This is a genomic window from Dryocola clanedunensis (assembly GCF_038405435.1).
Lineage (GTDB): Bacteria > Pseudomonadota > Gammaproteobacteria > Enterobacterales > Enterobacteriaceae > Dryocola > Dryocola clanedunensis_A.
Map to the genome: position 1 here is coordinate 224,522 of NZ_JBBYHZ010000002.1, position 20,202 is coordinate 244,723.

Annotated in this window: 19 protein-coding genes; 9 read left to right on the top strand and 10 right to left on the bottom strand. The window is 56.0% G+C overall.

Annotation, left to right across the window (positions count from 1 at the left end):
- The first annotated feature begins 36 nt into the window (after nt 1-36).
- Together AAE045_RS05120 and AAE045_RS05125 are read left to right on the top strand one after the other, a co-directional pair.
- Entirely contained in the window at nt 37-1,563 is a 1,527-nt protein-coding gene (locus AAE045_RS05120; RefSeq protein ID WP_455546761.1) for a carboxylesterase/lipase family protein, read from the top strand.
- A 45-nt stretch (nt 1,564-1,608) separates the two neighbouring features.
- Complete coding sequence (locus AAE045_RS05125; protein WP_455546762.1) at nt 1,609-2,229, top strand: hypothetical protein; 621 nt, start codon at nt 1,609-1,611, stop codon at nt 2,227-2,229.
- Here AAE045_RS05125 and AAE045_RS05130 read toward each other — a convergent pair.
- Nucleotides 2,222-3,082 (bottom strand): LysR substrate-binding domain-containing protein, encoded by an 861-nt coding sequence (locus AAE045_RS05130; protein WP_455546763.1) that lies wholly within the window; start codon nt 3,080-3,082, stop codon nt 2,222-2,224. The genes AAE045_RS05125 and AAE045_RS05130 overlap by 8 nt on opposite strands.
- Before the next feature lie 120 nt (nt 3,083-3,202).
- On the opposite strand from AAE045_RS05130, the gene AAE045_RS05135 reads away from it, so the two are divergent.
- From AAE045_RS05135 to AAE045_RS05145, 3 genes are all read left to right on the top strand, one after another.
- Complete coding sequence (locus tag AAE045_RS05135) at nt 3,203-4,366, top strand: methionine aminotransferase (protein ID WP_455546764.1); 1,164 nt, start codon at nt 3,203-3,205, stop codon at nt 4,364-4,366.
- A 12-nt stretch (nt 4,367-4,378) separates the two neighbouring features.
- A complete protein-coding gene (locus AAE045_RS05140; RefSeq protein WP_455546765.1) occupies nt 4,379-5,155 on the top strand; it encodes an ABC transporter substrate-binding protein in 777 nt (258 codons plus the stop codon).
- A gap of 248 nt (nt 5,156-5,403) precedes the next feature.
- On the top strand, nt 5,404-7,059 hold the full coding sequence (locus AAE045_RS05145) for a glucan biosynthesis protein (RefSeq protein WP_455546766.1): 1,656 nt from the start codon (nt 5,404-5,406) through the stop codon (nt 7,057-7,059).
- A 163-nt stretch (nt 7,060-7,222) separates the two neighbouring features.
- Here the strand turns inward: AAE045_RS05145 and AAE045_RS05150 are convergent, their stop codons facing one another.
- The 3 genes from AAE045_RS05150 to hpxO form a co-directional block, all read right to left on the bottom strand.
- Nucleotides 7,223-7,585, bottom strand: coding sequence for a type II toxin-antitoxin system HicB family antitoxin (locus AAE045_RS05150; RefSeq protein WP_202303657.1), 363 nt, complete (start codon nt 7,583-7,585; stop codon nt 7,223-7,225).
- On the bottom strand, nt 7,582-7,857 hold the full coding sequence (locus AAE045_RS05155) for a type II toxin-antitoxin system HicA family toxin (protein WP_202303658.1): 276 nt from the start codon (nt 7,855-7,857) through the stop codon (nt 7,582-7,584). The genes AAE045_RS05150 and AAE045_RS05155 overlap by 4 nt, the downstream gene beginning before the upstream one ends.
- Nucleotides 7,858-7,970: 113 nt before the next feature.
- On the bottom strand, nt 7,971-9,128 hold the full coding sequence (gene hpxO / locus AAE045_RS05160; RefSeq protein WP_455546767.1) for an FAD-dependent urate hydroxylase HpxO: 1,158 nt from the start codon (nt 9,126-9,128) through the stop codon (nt 7,971-7,973).
- A 234-nt stretch (nt 9,129-9,362) separates the two neighbouring features.
- Here hpxO and rimL point away from each other — a divergent pair, with 234 nt between their 5' ends.
- A complete protein-coding gene (rimL, locus tag AAE045_RS05165) occupies nt 9,363-9,917 on the top strand; it encodes a 50S ribosomal protein L7/L12-serine acetyltransferase (protein ID WP_455546768.1) in 555 nt (184 codons plus the stop codon).
- Here the strand turns inward: rimL and ydcK are convergent, their stop codons facing one another.
- Complete coding sequence (gene ydcK / locus AAE045_RS05170) at nt 9,918-10,847, bottom strand: YdcK family protein (protein ID WP_455546769.1); 930 nt, start codon at nt 10,845-10,847, stop codon at nt 9,918-9,920.
- 136 nt (nt 10,848-10,983) lie between these two features.
- Between ydcK and tehB the strand changes: the two genes are divergently transcribed.
- Nucleotides 10,984-11,577 (top strand): SAM-dependent methyltransferase TehB, encoded by a 594-nt coding sequence (gene tehB, locus AAE045_RS05175; RefSeq protein WP_455424555.1) that lies wholly within the window; start codon nt 10,984-10,986, stop codon nt 11,575-11,577.
- Nucleotides 11,578-11,634: 57 nt separating this feature from the next.
- Here the strand turns inward: tehB and pepT are convergent, their stop codons facing one another.
- On the bottom strand, nt 11,635-12,870 hold the full coding sequence (gene pepT / locus AAE045_RS05180; protein ID WP_455546770.1) for a peptidase T: 1,236 nt from the start codon (nt 12,868-12,870) through the stop codon (nt 11,635-11,637).
- 117 nt (nt 12,871-12,987) lie between these two features.
- Here pepT and AAE045_RS05185 point away from each other — a divergent pair, with 117 nt between their 5' ends.
- On the top strand, nt 12,988-14,580 hold the full coding sequence (locus tag AAE045_RS05185; protein WP_455546771.1) for an ABC transporter substrate-binding protein: 1,593 nt from the start codon (nt 12,988-12,990) through the stop codon (nt 14,578-14,580).
- Nucleotides 14,581-14,647: 67 nt separating this feature from the next.
- On the opposite strand, the gene AAE045_RS05190 is transcribed toward AAE045_RS05185, so the two are convergent.
- Nucleotides 14,648-15,655 carry a LacI family DNA-binding transcriptional regulator gene (locus AAE045_RS05190; protein WP_455547169.1) on the bottom strand — a complete coding sequence of 336 codons (1,008 nt, stop codon included), beginning with the start codon at nt 15,653-15,655 and terminating at the stop codon, nt 14,648-14,650.
- 187 nt (nt 15,656-15,842) lie between these two features.
- On the opposite strand from AAE045_RS05190, the gene AAE045_RS05195 reads away from it, so the two are divergent.
- Nucleotides 15,843-16,937, top strand: a complete 1,095-nt coding sequence (locus AAE045_RS05195) for a 1,4-beta-xylanase (protein ID WP_455546772.1) — start codon at nt 15,843-15,845, stop codon at nt 16,935-16,937.
- A 126-nt stretch (nt 16,938-17,063) separates the two neighbouring features.
- Here AAE045_RS05195 and celB read toward each other — a convergent pair whose 3' ends face one another.
- The 3 genes from celB to AAE045_RS05210 all read right to left on the bottom strand — a co-directional run bounded on the left by celB (nt 17,064) and on the right by AAE045_RS05210 (nt 20,170).
- Nucleotides 17,064-18,422: a PTS cellobiose transporter subunit IIC gene (celB, locus tag AAE045_RS05200; protein WP_455547170.1), complete on the bottom strand. Its 1,359-nt coding sequence runs from the start codon at nt 18,420-18,422 to the stop codon at nt 17,064-17,066.
- Nucleotides 18,423-18,497: 75 nt separating this feature from the next.
- Nucleotides 18,498-19,799, bottom strand: a complete 1,302-nt coding sequence (locus AAE045_RS05205) for a 6-phospho-beta-glucosidase (protein WP_455546773.1) — start codon at nt 19,797-19,799, stop codon at nt 18,498-18,500.
- Nucleotides 19,800-19,846: 47 nt separating this feature from the next.
- Complete coding sequence (locus AAE045_RS05210) at nt 19,847-20,170, bottom strand: PTS sugar transporter subunit IIB (RefSeq protein WP_455424551.1); 324 nt, start codon at nt 20,168-20,170, stop codon at nt 19,847-19,849.
- Between the last annotated feature and the right edge of the window lie 32 nt (nt 20,171-20,202).

A 20,202-nucleotide genomic window follows, 5' to 3' on the forward strand; every position in this document is an offset into this window, starting at 1 on the left:
TTACTCTGCTCGGGTGTCGTTAACAAGGAACAGCAGATGGAAAAGCCTGAAGTCCGGAGCGGAGAAGCTCTGGCAGAGACAGCGCAGGGCAAGCTTGCCGGAACCCTGGAAGGGGATATTGCGGTTTTTCGCGGCATCCCCTTCGCCGCACCGCCCGTCGGTGAGCGCCGCTGGCGCGCGCCATATCCCCCAGAGGCATGGGACGGCATAAGAGACGCAGGTCAGTTTTCAGCTGCCTGCTGGCAAAGCCTCGAATACTGCAAGGCCGTCGGCGGGGGCGATCCGGGACAGTTCTCTGAAGATTGCCTGTACCTGAACATCTGGAAGCCTGCCGATTGTGAGGGAAGTAACTTACCCGTTATGGTCTGGCTGCATGGCGGAGGTTACACCATCGGCGCAGGCGGTCTGACTCCCTACGACGGCGCCGGGTTTGCATCGCGCGGCGTCATCCTCGTCTCAATAAATTACCGTCTCGGCCATCTCGGCTTTTTCGCCCATCCTTCGCTGGAAGGGGAAGATCCCGACGGGCCACTCTACAACTTCGCGCTGATGGACCAGATAGCCGCGCTGCGCTGGGTGCAGGAAAACATCTCCGCCTTCGGAGGGGATGCCGACAATGTGACCCTGTTTGGCGAATCGGCCGGGGGCCGCAGCGTGCTGTCATTGCTGGCTTCGCCGCTTGCCGCCGGGCTGTTCCACAAGGCAATCGTACAAAGCGCCTATACCCTGCCGGACGTGGACCGCAACATGGCGATTAAAAAGGGGATCGCGCTGGGGCGCCATTTCGGGCTTGAAAACGCTACCGCCGAACAGCTGCGGGCGCTGCCCGCAGAGGCGTTCTGGCCGCTGGAAGCGCCGCTGAATATTGGCCCGGCACCCATTTGCGGCGACCGCGTGTTGCCGGAGCCAATGCTGGACACGTTCTTCGCCGGCAAGCAGCATCCGCTGCCGGTGATGATTGGCAGCAACAGCGACGAGGCCAGCGTGCTGAGCTATTTCGGCATCGACCTTGCCGGGCAAATCGATCTGCTGCGCCGCGAGAAACGTTTCGGCCTCGGGCTGATTAAGCTGCTTTATCCGGGCGTGAAAGGCGACGTTGAGCTTGGTCGGCAGGTATGCCGGGATATGGCATTCACCACGATGGGCTTTGTGGTGATGCAGGCCCAGCAGCGTATCGGCCAGCCCTGCTGGCGCTATTACTTTGACTACGTCGCTGAGGCGGAACGGGAGACGTATGCCAACGGTGCCTGGCACGGCAACGAAGTGCCGTACGTGTTCGATACCCTGCATCTCACGCCGCCCGCAAGCGATTATGTGACGGAAGATGATTTAGCCTTCTCGGCCAGGGTCTGCGATTACTGGGCTGAATTTGCCCGTAAGGCGACGTCCAGCAGCGGCTGGCTGGAGGGCAAACTGCGCTGGCCCGCCTGCACGCGCCGCCGCGACAGAACCATGCTGCTGGGGGTAAATAAACGGGCTAAATTTTCCATCATTAATCGTTTTATGCATTTAAGGATGCAATTTTTCAAACGTGTGATGAAACATCATGTGAAATTGATGTAGGCCGGGAGTAGGGTTGCGTGACTGTCCACGCAACCTGAGGCTGCTATGAATTTTGATCCTGCCTGCGACAATATCGCCATCGTATTGTCCGCGCTTAAGCTAAGAAAATCGTCTGATGGTCTAGATAAATATAACGAGCCGTACATCGTCGTGCTGGCAATGGACGAGCACGACGCCGGAAATACCCGGCTGGCCTACCAGCTGAAAGAGTTCCATAACGTTAAAGCTTACGAGCAGATTATTCTCGCCGGGGACGGGGTGATGCTCTACGGCCCGGCAAACCCCGGTTCGTTCGTCACGCTAAGCGTTATGGTGATGGAGTCTGACGAAGATTTTAAGGCGGTAGGGGCGCAGATTGACTCTGTTATCTCCCGGCTAAACGCTGGCCTGCCGACGACCAATGTGGCCAAAATGCAGCCGGGCGTTGCGGCGGCGGAAATGATCCTGCAAACGGCGCTGGGTGAACTTGCTGATGTGCTTTCCGGTAACAAAGATGATTATCTGCTGACGGTCAGCGGCACCTGGCTGAGAGATACGCCGATGCCCTATAAAATCGGCAGCTTTTCTACCCACCATAATGATTTCGCGGAGGCCACGCTGAAGGTTGTGCCGCTCATCCAGCAGCCGCCGAAGCAACCCAGCCCCGAGAAATGGCGCGTTAGCTGATGCCCAGCAGGCTTGTGCAAAACGCTTCCAGACCGGCGGCGTTTTCACTGCCTGTCCGCACGGTAAGACGATAGCTGGCCCCTGTCTTTACGCTGTGGGCAAACGGGCGTACCAGGCGACCCATGCGTAAATCCTCCGCCACCAGCGTTTCGTCGGCAATAGCGATGCCAAATCCCTGAATGGCGGCGCTGATGGCAAGATCCATGGTATCGAAATGCTGATTTTTGCTCATGGCCAGCCTGCCTGCGGGATAGTCCGCAAACCACAGCGACCAGTCGGTGCGGTCGCGGGTAGGGTGCAGAAAAGTAAAGCGTTGCAGGGCGTCCTGCGCAGACGCTGCTTTATTTAATAAACTCTGGCTGATAACCGGGGTGAGCGTCTCTTCGAATAACAGCGTGCCCGCTCTGGCGTGCGGGCCAAAAACTATCGCCGCATCGTAGGGTTCGTTTTTGAAATTGACCCCGTGCTCGACCGTGGTGGTCAGGGCAATCTGGATTTCAGGCGAGCTTTGCTCCAGCTCGATTATTTTCGGCACCAGCCAGCGCATGGCGCAGGTCGGCGCTTTCAGGCGGATAACGTCTGGCTTGTGGCAGGCGCGGTCGGCAACCTCGATCAGATTCTCAAAGGCGGCCTGAAGATCGGGAAGCAGGGCGCTGCCCTGAGGCGTGAGGTGCAGGCCGCGCGCATGCCGCTCAAACACGCTAAAACCCAGCCACTCTTCAAGCGAGGCAATTTTACGGCTGACTGCGCCCTGGGTAAGGCAGAGCTCTTTCGCCGCGCGGGTAAGATTTAGGTGCCGCGCCGTAACCAGAAAAGCATCAATCGTATTCAGAGGAACGCTGCGCCGGGCCATACCAGTCTCCGTTGAGCCATGCAATTTTTGCATGGCTATTATGACAACAATTCGGTTGTCGTGACAAGCTCGCCATTGAATAGTTATGCAAATCGAGTCATGACAGGAGCGGCCCTTACCATGCAGACCCCCGTACAACATCGTTCAAAATTGCCTGACGTGGGCACCACCATATTTACCGTTATTGGCCAGCTTTCTGCGCAGCACAACGCTATCAACCTTTCCCAGGGTGCGCCGAACTTTGCCCCGGACCGCAAGCTGGTCGACGGCGTCACCAAAGCCATGCTGGAAAACCACAACCAGTACGCGTCGATGACGGGCCTGCTGCCGCTGAAAACGCTTATCGCCCAGAAGGTGGAAACGCTCTACGGCGCGCGTTATGACGTGAACGACGAAATTCTGATCACCGCCAGCGCCAGCGAAGGGCTGTATTCCGCCATCAGCGGGCTGGTGCACCCGGGCGACGAAGTCATCTATTTTGAACCGTCGTTCGACAGCTATGCGCCCATCGTTCGCTTACAGGGCGCGAAACCCGTGGCGCTGAAGCTGGCGCTGCCTGATTTCACCGTCAACTGGGACGAAGTGCAGGCCGCAATCACCTCCCGTACCCGCATGATCATCATCAATACGCCTCACAACCCGAGCGGGCAGGTGTTCAGCGCGCACGATCTGGAAATGCTTGCAGCGGTAACCCGCAACACGGATATTGTTGTGCTGTCTGACGAAGTTTACGAACACATTGTGTTTGATGGTCAGCGGCATCACGGTATGGCAACGCATCCGCAGCTTGCGGAACGCAGCGTCATCGTCTCGTCTTTCGGTAAGACTTTCCACGTCACCGGCTGGCGCGTGGGATATTGCCTGGCGCCTGCGGCGCTGATGGACGAAATCTGCAAAGTGCATCAGTTTTTGATGTTCTCCGCCGATACCCCGATGCAGTACGCCTTTGCCGACTACATGGCGGACCCGCAAACCTATCTTTCGCTGGCGGCGTTTTACCAGCGCAAGCGCGATTTAATGCAGACGTTGCTTACCGGGTCGTCGTTTAAGCTGCTGCCGAGCGCGGGATCGTTCTTCCTGCTGGCGAGCTACGAACATTTCAGCGACGAGTCAGACAGCGACATGGTGAAGCGTTTAATTACCGAACACGGCGTGGCGACGATACCGCTCTCCGCGTTTTATGCCGACGGCACGGACAATAAACTGATCCGGCTGTCATTCGCTAAAGATGAAGCCACTTTACGGGCAGGCGCGCAGGCGCTGTGCCAGCTGAAGCCACGTTAAACAGGGGTCACAATGAAAAAATTACATGCGCTTGGTTTAGCCGTTGGGATGTTAACTACTTTTTCTACGCTGGCCGCAACCGAAATGCGCTACGGGGTGGAAGCTGAATATCCACCTTTTGAGAGCCGTAACTCTTCGGGCGAGCTGGAAGGATTTGATATCGATCTGGGTAACGCCGTCTGTAAGGCAGCGAACCTGAAGTGTTCATGGGTGGAAACGTCGTTTGATGCGCTGATCCCAGGGCTGATGTCGAAGAAGTTCGACGCCATTAACTCGGCGATGAACATCACCGAACAGCGCCGCAAAAGCATCGACTTCACCCAGCCAATCTACCGCATTCCTTCCCAGCTGGTGGGTAAAACCGGCAGCGCAATTGAAGCAACGCCAGCGGGCCTGAAGGGTAAAACAATCGGCGTGCTGCAGGGCTCCATTCAGGAAACCTACGCGAAAGAGCACTGGGAGAAGCAGGGCGTGACCGTTGTGTCTTATAAAGACCAGAATATGGCGTGGGGCGACCTGCTCAACGGGCGAATTGATGCGTCGCTGGTAATGTCCGCCGCGGGCCAGGCCGGTTTCCTCAGCAAGCCGCAGGGCAAAGGGTTTGGCTTTATCGGTAAGCCAGTTAGCGACGATACGATTCTCGGCAGTGGTATCGGTTTCGGCCTGCGTAAGGGCGATGCTGAAACTAAAAAGCAGCTGGATGCCGCAATCGAAAAAGTAAAAGCCGACGGCACGGTAACCACGCTTGCGAAGAAATACTTCCCGGGTATCGACGTCAGCGTGAAGTAATTCCTTTCTTTTAAAGGGTGAATGCCAGCAGGCTTCACCCTTCGAAGCCTCTTTTCTGCTGCCTCTTTTTCATCCCTTTCTGCTTCTATTAAAAAAACTGTGTCCCTAAGAGGAATCCAGGACGACAACGATTGGATTAACAGTGAATTTTGTCTAGAGTGTGCGGTCGTAATGGTTGCAACATTTGCCGTAGCTCTGCCTCACGGGCAGAGCGAAATACATCGACATAAAAGGACGATTTCTCAGGCATGAACCGCAGACGTTTTATCAAAGCCTCTATGGCTCTCGCCGCAGCCTGCGGCGCCCCGACCCTTGCCTCACTTTTCCCCCGCGCTGCTTTCGCGGCGGAATCTGACATCGCAGATGGACGCACGACCGCGTTCGATTTCTCGGTGTTACAGGCAATGGCCCATGACCTGTCGAAAAAGCCCTGGAGCGGTGCTCCGCGCCCGTTACCGGACACGCTGGCGAATCTGACGCCACAGGCTTACAACGCCATTCAGTATGATGCAGGCCATTCGCTATGGAACGGCACGGATAACCGCCAGCTGGACGTGCAGTTCTTCCACGTCGGCATGGGCTTTAAGCGTCGCGTGCGCATGTTCTCCGTGGATGCGTCTACGCAGCAGGCGCGTGAAATCCACTTCCGTCCGCAGCTGTTTAATTACAACGACGCAGGCGTTGACACCAGGCAGCTGGAAGGGCAGATGGATCTCGGTTTCGCCGGGTTCAAAGCTTTTAAAGCGCCAGAAATTGCCCGCCGTGACGTGGTCTCTTTCCTGGGGGCGAGCTACTTCCGCGCCGTTGACAACACCTTCCAGTACGGCCTGTCCGCGCGGGGCCTGGCGGTCAATACCTTCACCGATCAGATTGAAGAGTTCCCTGACTTCACCTCGTTCTGGTTTGAAACGCCGAAGGCAAGCGACACCACCTTCGTGGTTTACGCGCTGATGGACAGCAAAAGCGTCACCGGCGCGTACAAGTTCATCATTAATTGCGAAGAGAAGCGCGTGGTGATGGAAGTTGATAATCACCTTTACGCCCGTGAAGATATCAAACAGCTGGGCATCGCGCCGATGACCAGCATGTTCGCCTGCGGCACCAACGAACGCCGCACGTGTGACACTATCCACCCGCAGATCCATGACTCCGATCGCCTGGCGATGTGGCTTGGCAACGGCGAATGGATTGCCCGCCCGCTGAATAACCCGCAGAAGCTGCAGTTCAATGCCTACCAGGATAAAAACCCGAAGGGCTTCGGGCTGCTGCAGCTGGACCATGATTTTGCCAGCTATCAGGACATCATGGGCTGGTACAACAAGCGCCCAAGCCTGTGGGTGGAGCCGCGTAATAAATGGGGCAAGGGCAGCGTCTGCCTGATGGAGATCCCAACAACCGGCGAAACGCTGGATAACATCGTCTGCTTCTGGCAGCCGGAAAAACCGGTGAAGGCCGGGGATGAGCTGGAGTTTAAATACCGTCTTTACTGGAGCGGACTGCCGCCGGTCACCACCGAGCTGGCGCGCGTTTACGCGACCCGCACCGGTATGGGCAGCTTCCCGGAAGGCTGGGCGCCGGGCGAACACTTCCCGGATAAATGGTCCCGCCGTTTCGCTATCGACTTTGTCGGCGGCGATCTGAAAGCCGCTGCGCCGAAGGGCATTGAGCCGGTGATCACGCTGTCTAACGGTGAAGCGAAGCAGGTAGAAATCCTCTACGTGGAGCCGTTCGACGGCTACCGCATTCTGTTCGACTGGTACCCAACGGACGACTCTACCGCGCCGGTAGATATGCGCATGTTCCTGCGCTGTCAGGGGGATGCTATCAGTGAAACATGGCTGTATCAGTACTTCCCACCGGCGCCGGACAAGCGTAACTACGTGGATGACCGCGTGATGAAATAAATAAAAACCCCGCTGATGATGCGGGGTTTTTTATGTAGGGCGGGTAAGCAATTGCGTCACCCGCCGGTAGTGGTTTGGCGTCCTTCCGGGAACCAAAACCCGATGTTTCCCCTAATTCATTGACTTAATTGAACGGTATAGGCTCACAATAATGCGGGGATTTTTACTTGAGCTTCATCTGCTTGCTCAGTACCTCAACGATATAGCTGTTCACAGACATCCGCTGCTCGGCCGCCGCAATGGCCAGCCGTTCGCCGAAAGATTCCGGATAGCGCAACGTAAACGTTCTGGTTTTCTCTTCCCGCTCATAGGGATCAATGCCGCTTGCTTTACAGTCTGCAAGATACTCCCGCAGCGAAATCTCACCTTCTTTTATCAGGCCCTTAGCGCTGTCAGAAACAAAATCGCAATAGCCCGATAGCCCTAAAAATTTACCGCGAAACTGGTTAATTTCCGGAACCCAGGTGATTAACGCAGGCTGACCGCAAATAACCATGGTATTGGGGATAAGGTGGGTGTTTGTCATGGTGTCACTCCGATACTTTCAAGCCATTCCCGTAAGCTGACGACGGCGCCTTTGTCCGTTACGGGCGACGGGTGAGGCCGGTGAAATCTTGCAATGCTGCCATTGAGCAGGAAACGCACGCGTGAACCTCTGCCGCTGCTTACTTCTCCCCCTAAGGCCACAATGAGCATTTCTATTTCCTGCCACCTGACGTCAGGGGCGGTAGGTTTAGCAAAAATTTGCTTTAGGGTACTGTTATGTTTGTTTCTGAGGTATTCCCTGCCATGTCCCATGAATCCTTCCGTGATGTCAATTTATGAAGTCACTGTAGCATATAAAAAAATGACGTCAATTTCTGACGTCATTCTGGAACACACCTTACAGGCCTGAGTGAAATTTTCTGCAACTACTCCAGAGGACCGCCAAGAATCGTTTCGCGCATGCCGGACAGCACGCGTTCGCCCGTCTCGCTTTTCAGCTCTTCGTACCAGCTGCGGGTGACGGCCATGTCTTTACCATGGGTGACATCGCAGCGTTTGCGGGCTTTGAGCACCAGATCTTTTACCCGATACGCACGTTTCTCCTGATAACGAAGCAGGGCATCTTCCACGCCCAGGGAGTTGGTTTGCAGGGCTATGGCGAGCACCACGGCGTCTTCCATCGCGGCACAACCGCCCTGGCCGATATCCGGCGTGGTGCTGTGGCCTGAGTCCCCAAGCAGCGCCACTCTGCCGCGCACCAGCTGCATAAATGGTTCGATATCATGAATTTCTATGCGATTGGTTGTCTGCGGGTCGATCGCGGCAATCAGTTTTTGCACCGGAGTCGCCCAGCCGCTGAAATAGCGGGCAAGATCTTCTTTTACCGTTGTGCGATCTTCCGCCAGCCCTTTTGGCAGCGGGACGTCGAAGAAGAAGTAGAAGCGATTTCCTGAAACGGGCATCAGCGAGACGCGTTTGCCTTCGCCCACAAACGTCGTCCACTGGTTGGCGGGGGCGATTGACTCGTCAATCTCCACCAGCCCGTTCCAGTTGACATAGCCCGCGTAGCGGCGTTCCGTCTCAAATCCCAGAACATAGGGGCGGATCGTGGAATGCGTGCCGTCTGCGGCAATCAGCAGGTCGCCCTCGGCCACGTGCCCGTCTTCGAAACTGGCCCGTACGCCGCCGTCAAACTCTTCGACCTTTGCCACTCGCTTGCCAAAATGCACGTCTGAGCGGCCATAGGTATCGAGCAGCATATCCTGCAATTCCGCCCGCGCGACGGGATAAGGGCGTTCGCCAACGCTGTTGATTAGCGGATCGAGGCTGAAGCGGGTTAAAGTCTGGCCCTGCTGATATTCCTGATAGGCCATGAATTCCATGGGCCCGCCAAGCTGCTGTAGCCGTTCTTTCATACCGAGCCAGTTGAGGCACTTCACGCCGTTAGGCCAGATGGAAATCGCCGCGCCAACGGGTTTAATCTCTTTTACGGCCTCGTACACTTCTGTTGCGATACCACACCGTTTCAGCGCGATAGCTGCTGATAATCCGCCAATGCCGCCGCCTATTACGATCGCTTTCATCTCGGTCTCCTTATGGTTACCCTGATGAGGTAGCAACTTTTGTACCAGATTTGACGGGTGGTGAAACTTACGTTTCTGGTGTTTTTTGCAGGGTAATGCGCAACGGTGGGGAACTAACCTGGTGCAGGACTCCCTTTTTGCACCATGTTTGCCGCAATGACACGAGACATAATCTTTCCCCTTTTTAAAGCCTGTGCTAACTATAGTAAACAGACACGACGAAGGAGGCTCGCGGTGCAAGAGGCTGAAAACTGGCAGGATGAAGAGATTATTCTCGGCGATAAGCTGGTCTTAAAATCTATACACGAAAAGTATGCGGAGGCGCTGTTCAACCTTGTGATGCACAACCAGGCCTGGCTTCAAAAAGCGATGGACTGGCCGCAGTACGTGACTTCGGTTGAGGACATCCGCAAAACCGCGCAGGGCAATTACCTGCTGCACCATCACGGTGGCGCGAAAATGTTCCTGATTTATCGGCGCGACGAGATGATCGGCGTGTTTTCGTTTAACGCCATCGAACAGACGAACAAAACGGCCTATATCGGTTACTGGCTGGATGAAGATATGCAGGGGCAGGGAATTATCGCCAGGGCCATCGAAGCCGTAGTGGCAAAGTATTCAAAAGAAGGGACCATCCGCCGCTTCGTTATTAAATGCCGCGTGGCAAACGAGGCCAGCAACCGGGTTGCACGCCGCTGCGGCTTTACGCTGGAAGGCTGCCTGCGGCAGGCGGAATACCTCAACGGGCAGTTTCACGATCAGAATATTTATGCCCGCATTATCGGGTAGTCAGAAAACGCCATAGAACGGCGTACGCGTCACCCGCTGGGCGCCGCCGATGTCCTTGATGCCGCGAATATGGATAAGCTCGCCATCAAGGCCATCCACCTCGGCCCGGTCGTAAATCTGTACGTTATTTTCAATCAGCACGTTACCCGTCACTCTCGCGCTGCCGTAGACCTGAACCTTGTTATCCAGCTGCAGAGGGCCGCCTGTCAGCGTCGCATCCCCGTAAATATGCACCTGATGCTTCAGCACGCAGTCACCCTCAATAAGCGCATTGCCATAGACCTGGGACGAGTAGCGGATAGTGGGGATCTGATCTTCGCCGCTGCCGGCAATAATACGGGCGTTGTCAAAAATTCGGGCGCAGTCGCAGATCCAGACGTTATTTTCCTCATTGCCCTTCAGTAACGCGTGGCCGAACACCTCGGCGCGGTGCTCGACAAACGCATGGCGAACAACCGCATCGCCATAGATTTGCGCCTGATGGACAACCCGTGAGGCCTCCACCTGCGCGTTGCCATAGATTTGCAGCAGCTGGTCGCGGTCCGCCGTTAGCCCACGCACGGCGATAATCTGGCTGCCATCGCTTATCCGGGCGTTGCCGAAGACGTTACATTCGCCGCTGATCAGTGAATCCTGAATTACGGCGTCGCCGTAGACATGGGCCTGATGGCAAAGGGTGGACGCCCCGCGCACCTGCGCGTTATCGCGAACATCGGAGCTGCCAAAGATCAGACAATCATTGTCATACACCCAGCAGTCACCCTGCTGGGCCAGATTCATTTCGCTTTCAAGCCAGCCGCCGGCTTGCCCCTGTTTCACATCGGCAAAATCCCGCAGCGCGACTGTCTGCCGCAGTTTGACCTGCTGTTTCTCACCGTCCTGCAGATAAGTATGCAGCTGGTAATCGTCGGTTAACCGGTATTTGTTCATCAGTATCCTCCACAGAGCGCTGCTTAAAACGTAGCAGGAAATTTGTCGGCGTGGCGTTCGGCAGGGGGATCGAATAAAATGCATTCCAGATGCATTTTAATAATCAGCGAAACTGGCACGTTTACAGGGAGCCGTCATGGACAAGAAACCAGAGAATTACTACACCGAAAAATACAGTTTAACCGCCACCCATTCTGAAGTGCTCAACGCGGCCACGATTGTGCCGCCGGGTAAAACCCTCGATCTCGGCTGCGGCAGCGGGCGTAACAGCCTGTACCTGAATCTGAAAGGTTTTGATGTCACCGCCTGGGACAAAAATCCCATGAGCATCAACAACCTCGCGCAAATCATCGAGACGGAAGGGCTGCAAAACATCGTCACCGATATTGTAAATCTCAATGAGCTGAAGTTTGACGGCGAGTACGATTTTATTCTCTCCACCGTGGTGATGATGTTCCTTGAGCGAGACACCATCCCGGGCCTGATTGCCAACATGCAGCGCTGCACCAGGGCGGGCGGTTACAACCTGATCGTGGCCGCGATGGACACTGAAGATTATCCCTGCAACGTTGGCTTCCCGTTTGCGTTTAAGGCGGGTGAACTGAGCAACTATTACGAAGGGTGGGAGCTGATTAAATACAACGAGGACGTGGGCGAGCTGCACAGAACCGATGCCGAAGGTAACCGTATCAAACTGCGTTTTGCGACTATGCTCGCGCGTAAAAACTGATCGATGGATGACGCTGCTGTTTGTAGGCCGGATAAGCGCAGCGTCATCTGCTTTAAATCATGCAGACTTAGCCGCCAGCAAACAAAGTTTCAAAGCCACGTTATAAGACGCCTCGAAAGACTTGAGCGGTAAAAACTCAAAGCGAGAATGGAAGTTGTGCGCCCCGGTGAAGAAGTTTGGCGTTAACAATCCTTTTGCTGACAGCGCCGCGCCGTCCGTACCGCCGCGCATCGGGATCACCTTCGGTTCGATATCCAGTTCCTCCAGGGCGGCAAAAATCAGGTCGATGGCCCGCCGGTCATCGGCAATGGCGTTGCTGATATTGCTGTAGGTATCGCTGATGCTGTATTCCACGCGGGCGGTAGGGTACTTAGCCTTAATCTTCCCCGCGACCTCGCCAATCTGCTGCTTGCGGCGCTCAAAGTTTGCCAGATCAAAATCGCGGATGTTCGCCTTTAACACGGCTTCGCTCTGTGAAGCCTGCATACCGTTAAACCAGATATAGCCCTCGCGGCCTTCCGTGTGCTCCGGCGTCTGCTGGCGGTCGAAATGGCTAATGTAGTCCATTGCCATCAGCAGCGGGTTCACCAGCACGCCTTTCGCGGACATCGGGTGGCTGGTTACGCCGGTGAACTTCAGCTCCGCATGGGCCGCATTGAAGTTTTCAAACACTACTTCACCCAGCTCACAGCAGTCGATAGTCCATGCGAAGTCCACGTCGAAACGCTTCAAATCCAGCGCCTTTGCGCCGCACAGGCCGATCTCTTCGTCCGGGACAAACGCCACCACGATATCGCCATGCTTATCTTCGGCGGTCAGGTTTTCTAGCACGGTCATCACTACCGTCACCGCCGCTTTGTTATCCGCACCCAGCACGCTGGTGCCGTCGCTGAAAATAATCTCTTCGCCAGGGTAGGCATTGATTTCCGGATGGTCGGCAGTGCGCAACCAGATGTTCTGTTCAGCATTCAGGCAGAGATCCTGACCTTCGAAACGCAGAATTTGCGGATGGATATCCGGCGCAAGCCCAACGTCCACGGTATCGATATGCGTAATGAACCCTACTCGCGGCGCACCCGGCACGTTCCCCTTTTTCACCGCGGTCACCGTTGCGTGCTCATCGATGACGATATCGTCGAGGCCCAGTTCGCGCAGCTCCTGTGCCAGCATTTTCGCCATCTCATGCTGGCCCGGCGTACTCGGGAGGGTGCTGACGCGAGGGTCACTCTGGCTGGTTACGGCAAGGTAGCGAAAGAAACGTTGGGTTAGCTGTGCGCTTAGCGGCGAGGACATAGTGTTTCCTTATTGTTCGATGTTGTTTGTTAGCAATGTAAATTTAATGTTATTTATTAAGGCGCTTTGCACAAGCTTTATTCGTTCAGGGGCAGGATAACCAACAGGAAGATAGCGATGAAAATAAAAATGACCGCGCTTGCGCTGACCGTGAGCGCGCTTTCAGTCAGCGCTGGGGCAGTGGCTGGAACGCTGGTTTATTGTTCTGAAGGGTCGCCGGAGAACTTTAACCCGCAGCTTTATACCTCCGGGACGAGCGTGGACGCCAGCGCGGTGCCGGTCTACAACCGGCTGGTGGATTTTAAAGTCGGCACCACCGAGCTGCAGCCGAGCCTTGCGGAAAGCTGGGACGTCAGCGAGGACGGCAAAGTGTATACCTTCCATCTGCGCAAGGGAGTGAAGTTTCAGAGTAATAAATACTTCAAACCCACCAGGGATTTTAATGCCGACGACGTGATCTTCTCGTTCATGCGTCAGAAAGATGCAAAGCACCCCTATCACAACGTTTCTAACGGTAACTATTCCAACTTCGAAAGCCTGGAGTTTGGCTCGCTGATCACCGCCATTGACAAGGTTGATGACAATACCGTGCGCTTCACGCTGGCCCACCCGGAAGCGCCGTTTATCGCCGATCTGGGGTGGTATTTTGCGTCAATTCTTTCGGCTGAATATGCCGATGCGATGTTAAAAGCGGGTACGCCTGAACGCGTGGATATGAACCCCATCGGCACCGGGCCGTTCGAACTTAAGCAGTATCAGAAGGATTCCCGCATTTTGTTCACCGCCTTCCCGGACTACTGGCAGGGCAAGGCTAAGCTCGACAGGCTGATTTTCTCTATTACCCCGGACGCCTCGGTGCGCTATGCCAAGCTCGAGAAAAACGAATGTCAGGTGATGCCGTTCCCCAATCCGGCAGATTTGCCGCGCATGAAGGAAAACAAAGATATCAATCTGATGCAGAAGGCGGGGCTGAATACCGGCTTCCTGGCGTTCAACACCCAGAAGCCACCGTTCGATAACGTTAAAGTCCGGCAGGCGCTGGCCCTGGCCATCAACAAACCTGCGATTATTGAAGCGGTATTCCACGGCACTGGAACCGCGGCGAAAAACCTGCTTCCGCCGGGAGTCTGGAGCGCCGATGACCAGCTAAAGGATTACGACTACGATCCGCAGAAAGCCAAAGCGTTGTTGAAAGAGGCGGGCTTCGCCAACGGCATGACTGTCGATCTGTGGGCGATGCCGGTTCAGCGTCCCTATAACCCCAACGCTAAGCGTATGGCGGAGATGATTCAGGCGGACTGGGCGAAAGTGGGCGTTCAGACCAAAGTCGTGACCTACGAATGGGGTGAGTACCTCAAGCGGGTGAAAGACGGAGAGCATCAGGCTGCGCTGATGGGCTGGACGACGGCAACCGGCGATCCGGATAACTTCTTTGGCCCGCTGTTTACCTGTACCGCCGCCGACGGCGGCTCTAACTCGTCAAAATGGTGCTACAAGCCATTTGATAAGCTGATACTGGAAGCGCGAGCGGAAGGGGATCGCGATAAGCGTGTGGCGCTGTACAAGGAAGCCCAGCAGATGATGCACGACCAGATGCCAGCGGTGATGATTGCCCACTCAACGATTTTCGAACCGGTGCGCAAGAACGTCACCGGCTACGAAATCGACCCGTTCGGTAAGCACATTTTCTACCAGGTGGACGTGAAGTAGCGCAGGGCGGATTAACCAGGCGTCATCTGCCAATACATTTAGCCCTGAGCGCGAGCGCCAGGGCTTTTTAACGTTGAGTGGAAGCCCTGATCCGCAATTTCCCCGCCATTGTCACCCTTGTCGCGCTGTCCTCTCCCTGGCAGAGATACTCAACGGCCATGCGGCCCAGCTCCGTATAGGGCAGCTGCACGCTGGTGAGTTTTGGCGTGAGCTGATCGGCAATGCGCTGATCGTCATAGCTGGCAACCAGCACCTGGTCCGGCACGCTGAGGCCGAGCTGAGCAAGAGCCTGATAACAGCCCAGCGTCATCCAGTCGCTGGAGCAGAAAATGGCATCCGGCGGGGAGGGCAGCTGCATCACCTGGCAGGTGGCCCGCAGCGTTTCATCGATCTGCCAGTTAGTGCTGATCACCAGCTGCGGATCGAAGGGGATGCCCGCTTTCTCAAGCGCATCCTTGTAGCCCGCCAGGCGCTGGTGCGAGGCGTCCATCCACTCATCCCCGGTTATGTGGGCAATGCGCGTGGCCCCGCTGTCAATAAGATGGCGGGTCACCTGAAGCGCGTTTGCGTAATCATCGGGCAAAAAAGTCGGCTGCAAAGGGTAAGCCTTGTCGTAAACGTTAAGCAGAACTATCGGCAGTCTGGTGCAGTTTTCAAAGGCGGAAAAGTCGATTTCACTGGTGATGGGCGAGGCGAGAATAATCCCCGCGCAGTTGCGCTGTTCCAGCTGTCTGATGATGCGCAGGGCGAGTTCGCTGTCGTCACCGTAATCGTAAATTGTCAGCAGCGCATCGTTACGCCAGGCGGCATCCCGCGCCTGGCTTAACGCATCCACAAAAGGATCGTAGCTCGGCATTGAGCTTATCAGCACCGCTATCTCTTCCTGACCTTCCGGCCTGTGCGGGGCGGGAATTTTTTTATAGCCGAGCCGGTGCGCGGTAGCGATAACCCGCTGGCGCGTCTCCTCGCTGAGCTTGATATTCTGCGCATTATTTAAAATTAACGAGACCGCCGCCTGGGAGACCCCAGCCTCACGGGCAACGTCCGTCATCGTAATTTTGCTTTTCTTTTCCATTGCTTCAGCCATCCGCCCACATTCCTCGCGAACTATATCACAGCGTGACGATCCACAAGGGGTGGCCTATACGGAAACGCCAGTTTGTGATCCCGACGGCAATTGCCGCACGACGGGCTTGCTTACTTTGCCGTCAACTAATAAATATTAGCTAATATTATTAGTTAAAGCGTCAAGCGGAGGAAGTATGCGACAGCAGTGGACAAAAGAGCAGGCGAACGAGTGGTATCAGGAGCAGGGATGGATGTGCGGGTTTAACTATTTGCCCCGCACGGCGGTGAACTGGACGGATCTCTGGCAGGCTGAAACCTTCGACGCCCAGACCATCGATCAAGAGCTGGGATGGGCCCATGAAGTGGGCTATACGACCCTGCGCACAAATTTGCCGTTTATCGTCTGGCAGCACGACCGGCAGGGTTTACTGGAGCGTATTGATACGTTCCTGGCTATCGCAGAAAAACATCAGCTTCGCGTGATGCTGACGTTAATGGATGACTGCGGCTTCTCGGGCGACGAACCGTACCTTGGTGAACAAAAAGCGCCGGTTCCCGGTAAACACAATAGCCAGGCTGCGGCAAGCCCGGGGCGCGACAAGGTCTGCGATCCGGGCGTGTGGCCGGAAATCGAACGTTACGTGCGTGACATTATCCAGACCTTCCGGGACGACCGCCGCATTCTGGTATGGGATTTATATAACGAACCTGGCAACCGCGGCACTTTCGCCACCGGCGTTAAAGAAGTGCTCTACGACGAGAAACTCGAGTCGTTTGCGCTGGAGCTGATGACCAAAAGCTTTGAGTGGGCGCGCGATGAAAACCCAGGCCAGCCGCTGACCGTCGGAGCCTGGCATCTGCCCATCGACCCGGATCAGCCGGAGGAGGAGTTTTTCCAGCATCCCATCGACCTTGCCGCAGTGAAATTATCGGATGTTGTGAGCTACCACGCCTATGTGGCGACGCACAAAATGGTGCGGGCGCTGCGGGTGATGGAACAGCATGGTCGTCCGATTATGTGTACCGAATGGCTGGCTCGTCACGTCGGTGCTGGCTTTGAAGAGCAGCTGCCGCTGATGCATGCATGTAACGTGGTGCCTTATCAGTGGGGGCTGGTGCGGGGTAAAACGCAAACCTACCTGCCGTGGCCGATTGTGCTGCAAAAGCGCGAGGATTATGCCCACCTCTGGTTCCACGACGTGCTTGACGAGCACGGCATTCCCTTCCGCAAAGCGGAAATGGAGCTGGTGAAGGCGCTCAGCAAGACGGGGCTGCATCCTCGCGGATAAAAGGTTTCATGCTTCATCATAAAAATTGACGTTTATCTGAGGGCCATCGGCTTCATCTGGTTCTTTGAGCAAAATGCAAAAAGCCCTGACGCTAAGAAAACGGCAGGGCTTTTTTGGTTAGCAGTATCAGGTCGGGCTGCGTTCAGCAACACCCTGTAGTTCAGCCTGCTGAGACTTCTGGCTGGCCTGCTCTTCGCGGAATTTCAGGTTATCCCAGATGCGGAAGAACGGGTAATACATCACCAGCGAAATCCCCAGGTTCACAACCTGCAGCACCGAGCCGGAGATGTGCCCGCCGGTTGCCAGATAGCCGCTGACCACAATCGGCGTGGTGAACGGCAGGGCGATACCGGCGGGTTTTGCCACCAGGCCCGTCGTCATCGCAACGTAAGAGACAATCACCAGCACTACCGGCGTGAGGATAAACGGCACGACCAGGTACGGGTTCATGACGATCGGAATGCCGAACACCATCGGTTCGCTGATATTGAACAGGCTGCCGGGCGCGGCGATTTTACCCAGCTGCTTCATCTGCGCGCTGCGGCTGCGGATGAGCATAAAGATCACCAGCCCTAACAGCGCGCCCGTGCCGCCGGGGGCGATCCACAGGTCATAGAACTGCTGGGTAATGATGTGCGGGATCGGCAGACCGTTCTGAAACGCCTCCAGGTTTTCCGACATGTTGCTCAGCCAGACCGGGCGGATAAACACCAGCACGATGGTGTCGCCGTGCAGGCCCAGCATCCACAGGATGCCAATCAGCAGCACCGAAACAATCATCCCCGGCAGCGAGCCGCCGACGTGGCTCATTGGAATGCCGACCAGGTCGGTGATCATGGTATTGATATCGCCAAACGGCGTGGCTTCCACCAGCAGACGCAGCGCCAGCACCACGGCCAGCACGCAGAAGCCGGGGATCAGGGCAAGGAACGATTTTGCCACCGCTGGCGGCACGCCCTCGGGCATGCGAATCACCAGATTGCGGTCGTTAATAAAGCGGTAAATCTCCGTCGACATCAGCGCGATGATGATGGCGACAAACAGCCCCTGGCTGCCTATCTGGCCCATCGGCATCACGCCCTTTACCAGCACGGCGGCATCGCCAGCAGCAGGGGTGAACATGATGTGCTGGGGAATGGTCATGATGAACGCCACCAGCGAAACGGCCCCGGCGGTCAGCGGGTCGATGGTGCGGTACTTTTCAGCCAGCCGGTAGGCGATACCAAAGGCGGAGATTATCGCCATGATGTCGTACGTCGCCTTTACCGGGTAGAGGACCTTTTCCTGCCAGGTTGGGCCAAACAGGCTGGTCATCATCTGGGCATAGCCCGGCACCGGCAGGTAGGCAAAAATCAGAAAGAAAGAGCCGATAAGCATAAACGGCATGTTGAGAATGATACCGTCACGCACGGACAGCACGTGCTTTTGCCCGGCGATTTTCAGCGCGGTCGGCAGCACGTATTTTTCGATAATGGATTTACTCACTGACACAGACACCCCCTGCCCGGGGCAGAGCCTGCCGACCGGGTATTATTGTTATTTGGTTTTGGTGAACAGCAATTATCTGGCGAACTGCGGCAGCCACGCTTTGTTAATACTCAGGACTTCTTCAACCAGCGCGGAGGCCAGGTTGACATCGCTGACCAGCGGGTTGGCGACCAGCGCCAGCAGCGCCTTTTGCTTATCGCCATGGACGGCGGCCTCGATGGTCAGGCGTTCAAAATCTTTTACCTGCTGGGTCAGCCCGTTCATCAGCGGCGGCAGTTTGCCAAACGCCAGAGGATGGGCGCCCAGGGCGTCAATCAGGCAGTTGGTTTCTATAACCGCATCATCCGGCAGTCCCTGGATCGCCCCGTTGTTGGCGGTATTGACTACCATTTCAACGCCGAGGTTGTTGTGCAGGGCGTTAATCAGCTGAACGGCAACTTCGGAATAGAAAGAGCCGCCGCGCTGGCTCAGCTCTTCCGGCTTGCGATCAAGATTTGGATCTGCATAAAGAGCGAAGAGAGCGTCTTCGACCTTCATCACCTGTTCGGCCCGCGTGCCTTTGGTGTCCGCATCCTTCAGCTCATCCTCAACCATGGTGCGGGTCTGCCAGAAATAGCGGTGATAAGGGCAGGGAATGGCGCGCAGCGCACGCAGCATGTCTGCGGGCCATGGAGTCGCCTTAATGTTATTCATGGAGAGCTGTTCGCCGTCGCACAGCATCTCTATAACTTCATCGGTTGCGTCACGCCCGGCGGCCAGCACCTTATGCACCCAGACCATATGATTCAGGCCGGCAAAACGCAGGGAAACCTGGTTATGGGGGAGTTTTAGCATATCGGCGATGGTGTGGTGCATGGTCACCGGCACGTTGCACAGGCCGATGATTTTCGCCCTGCTGTAGCGGGATACGGCTTCCGTGACGATGCCAGCCGGATTGGTAAAGTTGATTATCCAGGCGTCCGGTGCCAGGCGTTCTACACGGCGGGCAATGTCGAGCATCACCGGAATGGTACGCAGGGCTTTTGCAAAGCCGCCGACGCCCGTGGTTTCCTGGCCGAGCAGCTTATGGCTTAAGCCCAGGCGTTCGTCGGCAGCGCGGGCCGGTAGCTGTCCGACACGCAGCTGGGTTAAGACGAAGCTTGAGCCTGCAATGGCGCGGTCGGCATCGAAATGTACCGAGACTTTTACGGCCTCGAGTCCGTTGCGATCCAGCATGCGGCGGGCCAGGGCGGAAATAATCTCCACTTTCTGGCGGCCTGCTTCCACATCCACCAGCGCCAGTTCCGTAATTGGCAGGGAAGCGTGGCGCGCAATCAGACCTTCAATCAGTTCCGGGGTATAGCTACTGCCCCCGCCAACAACGGTAATTTTCATCGGTGTCTCCGTTAGTTTTGAATCGTGATACCCGTGTTTCCCCTAATTCACTGGCCTGAGGGAAGAGCCTCCATCATGGCGAGGGCTTTATCCAGCACGCGGTCGCCGCGCATGGTGCCGTAATCCATCATATCGATAACCGCGACGGGCTTGCCGAGCGGACCTGCAAGCTCCGTCAGCCGTTGCAGTTCAAACTGCACCTGCGGGCCAAGCAGCACGACATCCGCATGTTTTAGCTCGCTCTCAATTTCCGCGACCGGGTAAGCATCAATAGCAACGTCCAGCGCGCGCTTTGCCGCTTCGTTTTTCATTTTCTGAACCAGCATGCTGGTGGACATGCCTGCGGCACAGCACAATACGATCTTTTTCATCACAACTCCTGCGGCTTTTGAAAACATATTTC